Genomic DNA, 12,636 nt, shown 5'->3' with positions numbered 1-12,636 from the left:
GCGAACGATGAAGGGACGGCTCGTGCCGAGGATTACCTCGGACTTGTCCGCTGCGGCGAGCCGTGGTCTGATGAGAGCTCAGGACTCAGGCCGGCCCGCGCTGGCCGTTTTTCCGGCCGCACGGGACAGGACAGCTTGGGATAGCCGCCCGTCGGGGCGCGAGGTTTGAGGGCCATGCAGGTTGTTCTACCGATTGTGCTTGGGTTGGTGGCGGTGGCGTGCGGCGCGGGCGTCGTGTTCTTGCTGATGCAGGTGGCCCCGCTGAGGCGGCAGCTGAAGGACGCGAACCAGCACATCGAGGCGCTCCGGCAGGCGAAGAACCAGCTGGAGCAGATGCGGGGGCAGTACGCGCAGCTCCAGCAGGCGCTCGACATCGCGCGGGGCGAGGACCGGCAGAAGGTCGACTGGCTCGACGCCCAGCAGAAGGAGATCGACTGGTACAAGAGCGAGCTCGAGAGCCGGCCGAAGATCACGCAGAAGCGCTACAAGATCCTGACCCTGGGCATCAAGTGGACCGGCAAGACGTCGCTCACGCTCAAGTGGGCGAATCCGCTCGTGGATCTCGGCACGCTGCAGGGGACGAAGATCGAGCGTTACGAGCGGACGGTCAGCCACGTGCTCACGAAAGAGGTCTTGACGGAGCACGTGTTCGAGATCGGCGACTGGGGCGGCGAGCACATCGTGGACGCGCAGCAGGAGCTCATCATGGAGGAGATCCACGGGCTCCTGATGGTGGTGGATCTTGCGGGCAAGGACGGGCAGAAGCTCGAGCCGTCGCGGATCCAGGAGCAGCTCCGGGAGTTTCAGCCGCAGTCGTTGCAGTTCTTCTTCAGCCCGAAGACGCTGGCGTCGTGCAAGGCGGTGGTGCTGTTCATCAACAAGTCCGATGTTCTGTCCGGGACGCCGGCCGAGGTGGAGAAGGAGGCGCGCGGGTATTACAAGCCGCTCATCGACAGCCTCGAGCGGTACAAGAACCACATCGACATTCGGGTGCTGGTCGGTTCGGCGAGCTACGGGCACAGCACGCACCATCTCTTCTCGCACTTCGTGGAGCGGATCCTCCCGAAGAACGCGTATGATCCGCAGCTGCTCCAGCGGATGAAGGCGGACATCGGGCCGAATCCGGCGCTGTCGCGGACCGCGCAGCTCCCGGCCCCGCAGATGCCGCAGCAGGTCAGGCCCAATGTACGGTAGCGAGGGCGCCTCGGGGTATGTGATCCCGCGGTACCGCGCGCCTGCGGAGGCGTCGTGGTACCACGTGCTGCACGGGAACATCCCTGGGCATCAGATCGATTTCATGTACTGCCCGGAGGTGCCGCAGGGGGCGCTGACGACGACGCATTTCAGCCACCTGGCGCGGCTGATGAAGTACATCGAGCCCGCGACGGGGGCGACGCATGCGTTCGCGATCGGCAACCTGTCGCGCGACGACACGCAGCACGAGCCTGGGCACGGGGCGATGGGGCTCATCTTCGGGTTCCGGATCGGCGGGGCGATGGATCACGCCGGTCGGGGGAATCCGCCGTTCGCGCACGGGATCGTCGCGGTGGATCGGGACCTCGGGTACACGTCGCTCTTGGAGGCGTCGGCGACGTTTTACCGGCACGTGATGAACGCGACGGAGGTCAACTCGTCGGCGGGCATGTTTTACCGCGAGTATGTGGGCGCGGTGCGCGACGCGCCGGAGCGTGTGGCGCACGTGCTGGAGCGGTACGTCGAGGAGTTCGGGGATCTGCCGTACCTGCGGCGGAGCAGCGCGACGTGGGACTGGGTGGCGGACGAGGGCTCGCTGCCGAAGCGCGTCGTGATCGTGCACAAGCACGATGAGCCGTTCGGGGCCATCGCGCACGCCGCGGCGAGGATCGCGACGGTGCTGTACCGGTCGAACATCAAGTGGACGTCGATCACGAGCGGGCGTGAGGCGGACATCCCGGGTGGGGTGTCGGTGCGGTTCGTGCGGGAGCGCGACGTGACGATGGAGGATCGTCACGGGGTGCTGCTGCGGATCGAGGACGTCGCGGAGGACGAGGGGGAGATCGCGCGCAAGCTGTTCGGGGCACGGCCGCAGGGCGAGACGGGCGAGAAGCCGCAGTTCGGCGGGTGGCGCGAGCGGTATGCGGCGCAGCAGGCGGGGGGCGCGGCGCACCTCTCGCAGACCGCCGGTGGGCCGGCGCCTGCGGGGCCCGTGTCGGAGCGGGGGCGGATGCCGTCGGCGCCGCCGGCGCAGCGGCGGGTCGAGGCGCGCGCGGCCGAGGGGGCGAGCGCGGGGGCGGCGTCGTCGGCGATGGGGCCGAAGGGGACGCTGGTCATCGACGCGGAGAAGCTGCTGCGCGAGGCGGGGCTCGTGGAGGCGGGGCCGGGGAATGCGGTGATCGGGGCCGCGGGGGGGTCCGCTGTGGGCGGCGTGCCGCCGATCTCGAGGGGTCCGGCGGATCTGACGCGGCCGGGGGCGGGGGCGCCGCCGTTGCCGATGGCCGCCGGCAGGGGCGTGCCGCAGGCGCCGGCGATGCCGCCGGTCTCGGCGCGCAGCGCCGCGGGGGAGGACGATGTCGGGGAGATTCCGATCGTCGTCGAGCAGCCTCAGAAATCTCGGAAGGCGCTCTGGGCGGTGGCGGGGCTCGGGTGCGCCGCCGCGGTGGGGGCTGTGGCGTGGGCGGTCGTGTCGAGGGGCCCGGGAGCGCAGCCGGCGCCGCCGGAGGAGCCCTCGGCGGCCCCGACGACGGTGGGCGGGGCGCCGGGGACTAGCGTGAAGGAGGGGGCGGAGGCGGCAGCGCCGCAGCCCACGGCGGGGCCGCAGGCGCCGGGGGCGGCGTCGGCGCCGGAGGGCGCGGCGCCGCCGGAGGGGGCGGCGCGCGCCGGGGAGGATGGGCAGGCGAAGCCGCCGGCGTCGGCGCCGACGGCGAGCCAGCAGCGGAAGGCCGGCGGCGGCAGAGCGGGGTCGAAGCCGTCCGGCGCGCAGCAGCAACGCGGGAAAGACGGGAAAGACACAGAGCGCGCTCCAGACGACCAGAAGCCGGTGGGCGCGATTCAACCGAAGGTAAAGTTTTGATCATGCGTCTCGCGCAGAGTGTTCCGTGGATGTGCTTCGTCGGCCTGCTGACGGCCGCCTCGCCGAGCGAGGCGCAGCCGAAGGGAGGCGCCTCGCCGGGGGGCGCGGGGCAGCAGGGCGCGGCGGGCCAGACGGCGATCCAGGCGCCGCGCGCGCCCAGCGAGGCGATGAGCGACAAGGCCAGGAAGCTCTACATGGAGGGCGTGACCGCCTCGGAGAAGGGGCGGTGGGCCGACGCCTATGCGTCGTTCGTGGCGGCGTGGGCGCTGCAGAAGCACTACACGATCGCCGGCGGGATAGGCACCTGCGAGCTGATGCTGCAGCGCTATCCGGACGCGGCCAAGCACCTCGCCATCTACGTGCGCGAGATCGAGAAGGACGCGACGGCGACGCCGGACGAGCGCGCCGCCGCGCTCAAGACGTATGCGCAGGCGCGGGCGAAGGTGGGCGCGGTCCGGCTGCGCGTCGACGTGGAGGACGCCGAGGTGCGCGTGGGGCAGGAGGTCGTCGGGACCGTGCCGCTCCAGGATCCGGTGTTCCTGGAGCCGGGGACGCATACGATCTCGGTGCGGCGGCAAGGGTACGAGCCGGCGAGCGTCGCGGTGGAGCTGAAGGCGGGCGAGGAGATCGAGCGGAGCGTCGAGCTGAAGAGCGCGCGGGCGAGCGAGCCGGCGGCGGGGGAGAGGCCGGCGACGACGTGGCGGGGGGGTTTGGGGAAGGGCGGCGATCCCCCGCCGAACAAGACGCTGCTCATCGCGGGAGGGGCGGTGGCGGGGGTGGGGGTGATCGCGGGGACGGTGTTCACGATCCTCTCTGTCGCAAAGGCGAACGACGCGGAGGAGCTGCGCGACGAGGTCCGCGCCGACAAAATGCTCAAAGGGCGCTGCCCCAGCACGGAGTCGCCGGCGGTCTGCGCGAAGCTGAGCGATACGGTCGACCTCCAGTACGCGTTCATCAACGTGGCTATCGGCAGCTTCATCGTCGGGGCAGCCGGGGTGGGAACGGTGGTCTATGCCCTGGCCGACCGGCCTTCCGCGCCGGATCGTCGCGTGCAGGTCGCGCCGCTCGTGGGGTCGGGCGTGACGGGTCTTTCCTTGAGCGGTCGATTCTGAGCGGAGGCACGGTGAATCGGGAAGTCAGCAGGACGCGTCATCGCCTTGGTTGTCGCTTCGCCGCGACGCTTCTCTTGGGGTCGGTGGCCATCGGGATCCAGGTGAGCGGGTGCTCAGTCGACGACCTCTGCGAGGCCAAGCTCGTCAGCTGCCCCCCGGGTGTTGGCGGGAACGGCGGCACGGGCGGGGACGGGGGCGGTGGCGGGATCGTTCCTCCGCGGCCAGAGTGCGACCCGGAGATCGCCGAGGGCGGCGTCGACGAGGGCTGCGGGGTGTTCGTATCTGTGAACGGCGCTAACAGTGCCGAGGGCACGAAGCTGGAACCGATCAAGTCGATCAACAAGGCCATCGATCTCGCGGTGCGCAACGGCACGAAGCGCGTCTATCTGTGCGCCGAGGACGACCCGTTCGAGGAGGCCGTCACGGTGCCGGCAGGCGTGACGGTGTACGGCGGGCTCGACTGTGCGGCAAACTGGGAATGGAATAGGGCACGGAAGACGGCTCTGACAGCCCCGCAAGGAGAGGTTCCACTCACGCTGCGTGCTGCTGGGGGGAGCGTGCAGGTCGAGGACTTGCATGTCAAAGCGCAGCCGGTCGTCATTGACAACCCGGACGATACCGAGAAATACGGGAAGTCTTCGATCGCTGCGATCGCTGACGGCGGTAACGGTGAGTCAGACAGCGGCAGCGTGGGGCTCGTGCGGTGCACGCTGGAGGCGGACGGCGCTGCGCCGGGAGCGCCCGGGGAGCCCCCCGACTCGCAGCGCGCCGCGAAGGGGGATGATGGCAACGCAGGCAATGAGGCCTGCACGGCGAATATCGTGTCGCCAAACGCACCTCCCGAGAACGACTGCGAAACGCCGGACGATCTCAGTGATGACTCGATCGGCGGAGTGGGCGGCACCGGCCTTTCGGCGCAATCGGGCCCTGGTGCCGCCGGATCTCCCGGCGAGGCAGACAATCCCAATGGCGGCACCCGCACCGGCACTGGGGCTTGCGGCGCCGGTCTTACCGGCAAGAATGGCGTCGACGGCGCTCCCGGCGAGGGGACAATCGGCAAGGATACAATTTTTAGCGCCGGATACGCCGGCTCTCCTGGTAACGACGGCCACCGCGGCTCCCCCGGTCAGGGCGGCGGGGGCGGTGCGGGCGCAAGGGGCGGCAGCAGCGCCTGCCCCGCCGGCTCACCGGGCACCGGCGGCGCCAGCGGCGGCTCCGGCGGCGCCGGCGGATGCGGCGGAAAGGGCGGCAAGGGCGGCGGGCCAGGCGGCTCCAGCATCGCCCTCATCAGCATTCACGCAAAGCTCAGCTTCCAGGAGGTTCAACTCATCGCCAAGGCCGGCGGTACCGGTGGAGAGGGCGCGGCGGGCCAGCGCGGCGGCCTGGGCGGCGAGCCGGGTCCAGGTGGCGACGGTCCGAACACGCTGAGCACCGGGTGCGATGGCGGCGGAGGCGGCATTGGCGGCAACGGCGGCCCCGGCGCCAAGGGCAGCGACGGCCATTCTCTCGGCATCGCCTATCTCGGCACCCCGCCGCCGGAGGAGAGCGACGGTGTCCTCACCACCGACGCCCAGGACAGCGAACCCATCAAGGACTTCGGCGGATCCTGACCTCCCCCGTGATACGTTCCCGCCGTGAGTTCTTGCAGACACCTCAGCCCGGCGCTTCTCCTCGGGCTCACGCTCCTGGCCGCCTCACCCATCGCCGCCGCCCAGCCGTCCCAACCGACTGCAGAGGCGAAGCTCGCGGCCAAGGCGCTCGCCGACAAGGGCTGGGAGCTCTTCAACGCCGGCCGTTACGAGGACGCGCTCACGGCGTTTCGCGACGCCGAGGCCCAGGTGCACGCCCCTCCATTCCTGGTCATGGCGGCGCGCTCCTGTGAGCGTCTCGGCCGATTGATCGAGGCGCGATCGCTCTACCAGCGCGTCCTGGACGAGCCGCTCGCGGCCACCGCTCCGCGCGCCTTCCAGCAGGCGCAAGCCGACGCGAAGGCGGAGCTCGCCGCCCTCGCACCGCGCATCCCGACCCTGGAGGTCGCCCTCGGCCGCACGCAGCAAGGGGCGGTGGAGCTGACGCTCGACGGAGAGCGCATCGCCCCGGCGAAGACGGTAGACGTCGACCCCGGCGAGCACACGCTGTCCGGCGTCGTGCCAGGGCGCCCTCCGGTGAATAGGACGATCCGGCTGGACGAGAGGGCGAAGGGGTACATCGTCCTCGACCTGGCGCCGCCACCCGCCGAAGCTCGGCCGGAGCGCAGCGCGCCAGCCACATCAGGGGACGATTTGCGGAAGTCCTTGTTCATCGGCGGCGGAGTTGCGGCGGGGGTGGGTGTGATCGCGGGCACCGCGTTCACCCTCCTCTACTCCGGGAAGGCGGACGATGCGGAGAATCTACGTCAGCAGATTCGTTCCGGTGCTGCACCGGAAAGATACTGCCCCGATCCCAGATCGCCGTCGATCTGCGCAGAATTGAACGATACGGTCGACACCCAGTACGTATTCGCCAATGTCGCCCTTGGCAGCTTCATCCTCGGGGCAGCCGGGGTGGGAGCCGTGATCTACGCGCTCGTGGACAGGCCCTCCGCACCGGTCCGGCGCGCGCACGTCGCGCCGCTCGTGGGGTCCGGCGTGGCGGGTCTTTCGTTGAGCGGGCGATTTTAAGCGGAGAGATCGTGAACCGGGGGATCAGCAGGATGGGTCATCGTCTTGGTTGTCGCTTCGCGGCGATGCTTCTCCTGGGGGCGACATCTGTAGGGATCCAGGCGAGCGGGTGCAAAGCTAGCCCCGAGGAGAGGGCGAGTACCAGGCCATCAGGTGTTGGCGGGCACGGCGGCACGGGCGGGGATGGCGGCGGTGGCGGGATCGTGCCTCCGCCGGCAGGGTGCGACCCGGAGACCGCCGAGGGGGGCGTCGACGAGAGGTGCGGGGTGTTCGTGTCGACGCAGGGCGACGACGGTGGCGACGGCACGAAGTCGGAGCCGCTCAAGTCGATCAACGAGGCCATCGAGCTCGCGGTGAGCGGCGGCGCGAAGCGCGTGTACCTGTGCGCCAACGACGAGGGCGAGCCCTTCGACGAAGCCGTCACGGTGCCCGCGGGCGTAACCGTTTACGGCGGGCTCGACTGCGCGGCCAACTGGGAGTGGGGGAAAGCAAGCAAAACGTACCTGACAGCGCCGCAAGGAGAGGTTCCACTCAGATTGGATGCAGCTGACGAGAGCGTGCGGATCCTGGATTTGCATGTCAAGGCGAAGCCGATCGTCATTGACTTCGGTGAGCCGGACTATGCCGAGAGCTACGGAAAGTCGTCGATCGCCGCCATCGCCGATGGCGGCAGCGGTGAGATAGACGCCGGCAGCGTGGAGCTCGTGCGGTGCACGCTGGAGGCGGACGAGGCTGCACCGGGATTCCCTGGGGACGCCGTCACATCTGGCCCGCCACGCGCCGCGAACGGGCAGGACGGCAGCGCAGGCAATGCTGCGTGCACGGCGGGTATCGTGACTGCGAATGCGCCTCCCGAGACCGACTGCGGAACGCCGGACGATCCCAGCGATGACTCGATCGGTGGAATTGGCGGAAGCGGCTCCGCAGCCTCAGCTGCCCCTGGCGGCGCTGGGTCTCCCGGAGAGACAGAGAATTTGAACGGTGGCACGCGCGGTACCGGGGCTTGCGGCGACGGCCGTGTGGGCAGGAACGGCGAAGAAGGTGGCCCAGGCGGGGCCGCAAGCGGCAAGGGTAAGCTTTCGAGCGACGGATACACCGGTACTCCTGGCGAGGACGGTAAGCCTGGCACTCCCGGCCAAGGCGGCGGAGGCGGCGCCGGCGCGAGGGGCGGCAGCGGCGCATGCCCCACCGGCTCACCGGGTACCGGCGGCGCCAGCGGCGGCTCCGGCGGCGCCGGCGGCTGCGGCGGAAAGGGGGGCAAGGGCGGCGGGCCAGGCGGCTCCAGCATCGCCCTCGTCAGCATCCATGCAAAGCTCAGCTTCCAGCAGGTTCAGCTCATCGCCAAGGCCGGCGGTACCGGTGGCGAGGGTACCGCGGGCCAGCTCGGCGGCCTCGGCGGTGAGCCGGGGCCTGGTGGCGACGGTCCGACCACACTGAGCACCGGCTGCACCGGCGGCACCGGCGGCAACGGCGGCAACGGCGGCACCGGCGGCAAGGGCAGCGACGGCCATTCCCTCGGCATCGCCTACGTCGGCACTGCGCCGCCCGACGAGGGCGTCACCATCGACGCCCAGGGCAGCAACGACATCATGGCCTTCGACGCTCCCTGACGTCCCACAACGGCAGTCGCCCGCCAGATCACCGCCCCTTCGCACCTCGCCCCCAGCCCACGCAGGACCGCAGCGAAACACATCGAGCGCCCCGGCCGACGACGCACCTGCTGCCTCATCACGGCGCCCGCCCCGCGACAGCGCGCCACAGCCCGTTCAGGCAAGGACACCAAAGATCCCCCGCGGAATCCCCGGCGCCTCCCCCCGGGCAGCATCCCGACGCCCCGCCCCCTCGTCGAGCCCGCCAAAATCCGCTGCGAGCGCTCCGACCGCAGGTAAGATGGTGCCCATGCGCTTCTCCCAGGTCGTCCCGCTGCTCTGCCTGCCAGGCCTGCTCGCCTCCACCTCGCCGGCCGACGCGCAGCCGAAGAGCAGCGCTCCGCCGACGAGCACCGCCACGCCGAAGGCCCGCCGCCCCAGGATCCAGCGCGCCCCGAGCGACGCCATGAGCGACAAGGCGCGCAAGCTCTACATCGAGGGCGTCGCCGCGTCCGAGCAGAACCGGTGGGCCGACGCCTACGCCTCGTTCGTCGCGGCCTGGGCGCTGCAAAAGCACTACACCATCGTCGGAGGCATCGGCACGTGCGAGCTGATGCTGCAGCGGTACCGGGACGCCGCCGAGCACCTCGCGATCTATGTGCGCGAGCTCGCGAAGGACACGACCGCGACCGCGGAAGAGCGCGAGGCCGCGGCGGCGGCCTACGCGCAGGCGCGCGCGGAGGTGGGCGCGGTGGTCGTGAGCGCCAACGTGCCGGGCTCGAAGGTGCTGGTGGACGGCTCCCCCGTCGGGACGACGCCGCTCGTCGACCCGGTGTTCGTGGAGCCGGGACCGCACACGATCACCGTGCAGCACGACGGCCATGCGCCGAAGAGCAGCGAGGTGGACGTCGCCAGAGGGAGCCAGATCGAGCGCGCCTTCGAGCTCGAGAAGCTGGTGGTGCGCGCACCGCCGGAGCCGGCGCCAGCGCCGCCCCCGCCCGACGTGGCGGAGCGGAGCTCGGCGCCGATCGTGGCGGGCGCTTCGGTGGCCGCGGCGGGGGTGATCGCGGGGGTCGTGTTCACGCTCGTCGCGAACGCGAAGGCGAGCAGCGTGAGAGAGCAGCACGCGAGGGTCAAAGGGATGAATGTGAATGACGGAGGCGTGAACTGCGCGGCCCCCTCCAGCACCGAGCAGACGCAGCCGTGTGACAGGCTGAGAACGTTGGTCGACGATAGAGATCTCTTCAGCAACCTGGCGCTGTGGAGCTTCGTCGGCGGAGGCGCGGTCGCCGTCGGGACGCTCGGTTACTGGCTTGCCAGCCCATCGACCCCCCCGGAGAAGCGGCACGTCCGCGTCGTTCCGCTCGTGGCGCCTGGCGGCGGGGGAATCGTCGCTGGCGGTGTTTTCTGAAGCGAGGAACGCATGAACCGACACGCCAAGAGGACGATGCAGCTCACCGCTCACAGCGCTTCGGCGCTGGTCATGGCATCGCTGGTAGCGGCGGTGCACGCGGCGAGCTGTGTCTACGACACTCCATCCCCCAACTGCGAGGACCGGCATGAAAACTGTCTACAGGCTGGCACCGGCGGGCAGACACCGGATCCGCCCGACCCTCCGGATCCGCCCGACCCTCCGGATCCGCCCGACCCGCCCGAGCCGGAGGAGGAGAAATGCGTACCCCGTGAGAAACCCGATGGCGTGGACGACACCTGCGGCGTCTTCGTATCGGCACGCAGCGGCGTACCCAACGAGGCGGGAACCAAGGAGAAACCGCTCAGCTCGCTCCAGGAGGCCATCAATCTCGCGAAGGAGAAGGGAACCCGGCACGTGTACGCGTGCGCTGGCGACGGGGAGGACTTCATCGAAGCGGTCGAGGTGCCCGGCGGCGTGGCGATCTACGGCGGGCTCGACTGCAACAACGGCTGGAAGTGGGTCGGCGATACGAAGAAGACGAGCCTGACGGCAGAAAAAGGGGTCATCCCGCTGACTATGCGCGGGCTGCCGGGAATCGTGCACATCGAGGATCTGCACGTCGTGGCGCAGTCGACCGGGCAGCAAGACGCCAAAGGAGCAGGGCTGTCGTCCATCGCGGCTCTCGCGCACAGCACGAGCGTGGAGCTCGTGCGATGCGTGCTCGAGGCCGGACACGCGGGAGCGGGGGAGGAAGGTGATCCTCACGTGGGAACTGCCTCGCAGGGCGCGTCGGGGGAAGCGGGAGGCAACGCATGCTCCGCCGGCCAGGACGTCGACGTGCGCGGCGGCCGCACGGTAACGAATCAATGCGGCACGCTCGGCGATGCGGGCGATGACTCGTGGGGGGGTAAGGGCGGGAATGGCTCCGTGTACGCCGGAGACCGCGGAGGCGATGGTCGACCCATTCTCGCATCCATGGATGGAGCCGAGAACGGCGGCTTCGGCCACAACGGCATACACAACTGCGCGCCTGGCCGACCAGGCAACGCCCTCGACGGCGGCGCGCCTGGAACAGCGGCCTCTGGCAGCCCCGGCGTGGACGCCACGGGCATCGGAGAGATTTCCATGAAGGGCTACGCTGGCGTCTCCGGCGGAGATGGTGGCCGTGGGGCGCCTGGGCAAGGCGGCGGCGGCGGTGGCGGTGAGCGGGGCGTGGGTACGGCGGCGGCAGACCGTTACTGCCCGGGCGGTCGTCCGGGCGACGATCAAAGGCTCGCCGGCGCAGCTGGCGGCTCCGGCGGCGCCGGCGGCTGCGGTGGCGCCGGCGGCCGAGGCGGCCTGCCGGGCGGCTCCAGCATCGCGCTCATCAGCCTGGATGCCGCGCTGTCGTTCGAGGACGTGACCCTCAAGGCCGGCAACGCAGGCAACGGCGGCAAAGGCGGTCCCGGGCAGCCGGGCGGAGAGGGAGGTGATGGGGGCCCAGGCGGAAGCGGGGCCACGGGACTACGAGCAGCCTGCATGGGCGGCAAGGGCGGCAAAGGCGGCACCGGCGGCAACGGCGGCGGCGGTCAGGGCGGCCACTCCCTCGGCATCGCGTTCCGCGGAGCCCCGCCGCCCACTGACGGCGTCACCGCGATCGAGCTCGGTGACCCGGGCACCGGCGGCCAGGGCAGCGATGCCGGCCACAGCGGCGCCCCTGGGATGGCGAGCAACACGCTGGAGTTCAACTAGACCCCCTGCCGCCTAGACGCGCTCTGCAGCCATGACCGTCCGCCGACATCTCCGCCTGGGCCTGCTCCTCACGCTCACGCTCTCCGCCGTGCCAGCCACCGCGGTGTCCCAGCCTGCCCGGCCGGACGAGCTGGCCAAGGTCGCGGCCCGAGCCCTCGCCGACAAGGGTTGGGAGCTCTTCAACGCCGGCCGCTACGAAGAGGCGCTCGCAGCCTTCCGCAGCGCCGAGGCGCAGGTCCACGCCCCGCCGTTCCTGCTCCTCGCGGCGCGCTCCTGCGAGCGCCTCGGTCGCCTGATCGAGGCTCGCGCGCTCTATCGACGCGTCGTCGACGAGCCGCTCGACGCCAGCGCTTCGCGGGCGTTCCATCAGGCCCAGGCCGACGCGAAGGCCGGGCTGGCCGCCCTGGCGCCGCGCATCCCGGCCCTGGACGTCGCTGTCACGGGCGCGCCGCCGAGCGCGGTGGAGCTGACGCTGAACGGAGAGCGCATCGCCGTGGCGACGCCCGTGGAACGCGATCCCGGTGAATACAAGCTGGTCGCGACCGCGCCGGGCTACACCCCGGTGACGAGAGCGTTCCGGTTGACGGAGGGAAAGAGAGAGCGCGTCACCGTCGAGCTCTCGCCTGCCTCCACCGCGGCAGCAACGGCGCCGCTCCCGGGCCGCGCGCCTTCAGCGGCGGGGAGCGATGCGAGGACGATCGCGCTCATCGGCGGCGGGGCAGCTGGAGCTCTGGTGCTCGCGGGCGTCGCGTTCACGCTCGTCGCCAATGGCCATGCGAGCGACGCGAGACAGCAGTGGAGGACGGTCAACGCCATGGCCGGCGGTCCGGTGAACTGCTCCAGTCCCGCCGGTAACGATCAGGCGATTCAGTGCCAGAAATTGAGCTCGATGGTCGACGACAAATACCTTTTCAGCAACCTCGCAGCGTGGAGCTTCATCGTCGGTGGAGCGAGCGCGCTCGGAGCGCTCGGCTACACCTGGCTCGCTGCAGCGCCGAGCGAGCCGGAGAAGCAGATGCACGTCGCGCCGCTCGTGACACCGGGCGGCGCGGGGCTCGTCGCTGGCGGCGTGTTCTGAGTC

The 12,636-nt window shown here is 70.6% G+C and carries 9 protein-coding genes; all 9 read left to right on the top strand.

Annotated elements, in window-relative coordinates:
- The first annotated feature begins 174 nt into the window (after positions 1-174).
- The 9 genes from WMF20_RS09750 (at position 175) to WMF20_RS09710 (ending at position 12,633) form a co-directional block, all read left to right on the top strand.
- A complete protein-coding gene (locus WMF20_RS09750; RefSeq protein WP_437612653.1) occupies positions 175-1,194 on the top strand; it encodes a hypothetical protein in 1,020 nt (339 codons plus the stop codon).
- Positions 1,184-3,049, top strand: coding sequence for a hypothetical protein (locus WMF20_RS09745; RefSeq protein WP_437612651.1), 1,866 nt, complete (start codon positions 1,184-1,186; stop codon positions 3,047-3,049). Before WMF20_RS09750 ends, WMF20_RS09745 begins: the two co-directional genes overlap by 11 nt.
- Positions 3,050-3,051: 2 nt before the next feature.
- Positions 3,052-4,161, top strand: coding sequence for a PEGA domain-containing protein (locus WMF20_RS09740; protein ID WP_437612649.1), 1,110 nt, complete (start codon positions 3,052-3,054; stop codon positions 4,159-4,161).
- A gap of 272 nt (positions 4,162-4,433) precedes the next feature.
- Positions 4,434-5,771: a PGRS family protein gene (locus tag WMF20_RS09735; protein WP_437612647.1), complete on the top strand. Its 1,338-nt coding sequence runs from the start codon at positions 4,434-4,436 to the stop codon at positions 5,769-5,771.
- A 252-nt stretch (positions 5,772-6,023) separates the two neighbouring features.
- Entirely contained in the window at positions 6,024-6,821 is a 798-nt protein-coding gene (locus tag WMF20_RS09730) for a hypothetical protein (protein WP_437612645.1), read from the top strand.
- 266 nt (positions 6,822-7,087) lie between these two features.
- On the top strand, positions 7,088-8,431 hold the full coding sequence (locus WMF20_RS09725; protein ID WP_437612643.1) for a PGRS family protein: 1,344 nt from the start codon (positions 7,088-7,090) through the stop codon (positions 8,429-8,431).
- A gap of 289 nt (positions 8,432-8,720) precedes the next feature.
- Positions 8,721-9,821, top strand: a complete 1,101-nt coding sequence (locus WMF20_RS09720) for a PEGA domain-containing protein (protein WP_437612641.1) — start codon at positions 8,721-8,723, stop codon at positions 9,819-9,821.
- A gap of 12 nt (positions 9,822-9,833) precedes the next feature.
- On the top strand, positions 9,834-11,555 hold the full coding sequence (locus WMF20_RS09715; RefSeq protein WP_437612639.1) for a PGRS family protein: 1,722 nt from the start codon (positions 9,834-9,836) through the stop codon (positions 11,553-11,555).
- A gap of 31 nt (positions 11,556-11,586) precedes the next feature.
- Positions 11,587-12,633, top strand: coding sequence for a hypothetical protein (locus WMF20_RS09710; RefSeq protein WP_437612637.1), 1,047 nt, complete (start codon positions 11,587-11,589; stop codon positions 12,631-12,633).
- Positions 12,634-12,636: the final 3 nt, after the last annotated feature.

Origin of the sequence: Sorangium sp. So ce834 (assembly GCF_051521425.1) — a bacterium.
GTDB classification, from domain to species: domain Bacteria; phylum Myxococcota_A; class Polyangia; order Polyangiales; family Polyangiaceae; genus Sorangium; species Sorangium cellulosum_D.
The sequence above is the reverse complement of the archived record's forward strand: the minus strand, read 5'-3'. Positions and strand labels throughout refer to the sequence as shown.

Coding starts and splice junctions, on each gene's coding strand:
- WMF20_RS09750 (WP_437612653.1), top strand. CDS start 175: ATGCAGGTTGTTCTACCGATTGTGCTTGGGTTGGTGGCGGTGGCGTGC.
- WMF20_RS09745 (WP_437612651.1), top strand. CDS start 1,184: ATGTACGGTAGCGAGGGCGCCTCGGGGTATGTGATCCCGCGGTACCGC.
- WMF20_RS09740 (WP_437612649.1), top strand. CDS start 3,052: ATGCGTCTCGCGCAGAGTGTTCCGTGGATGTGCTTCGTCGGCCTGCTG.
- WMF20_RS09730 (WP_437612645.1), top strand. CDS start 6,024: ATGGCGGCGCGCTCCTGTGAGCGTCTCGGCCGATTGATCGAGGCGCGA.
- WMF20_RS09720 (WP_437612641.1), top strand. CDS start 8,721: ATGCGCTTCTCCCAGGTCGTCCCGCTGCTCTGCCTGCCAGGCCTGCTC.
- WMF20_RS09715 (WP_437612639.1), top strand. CDS start 9,834: ATGAACCGACACGCCAAGAGGACGATGCAGCTCACCGCTCACAGCGCT.
- WMF20_RS09710 (WP_437612637.1), top strand. CDS start 11,587: ATGACCGTCCGCCGACATCTCCGCCTGGGCCTGCTCCTCACGCTCACG.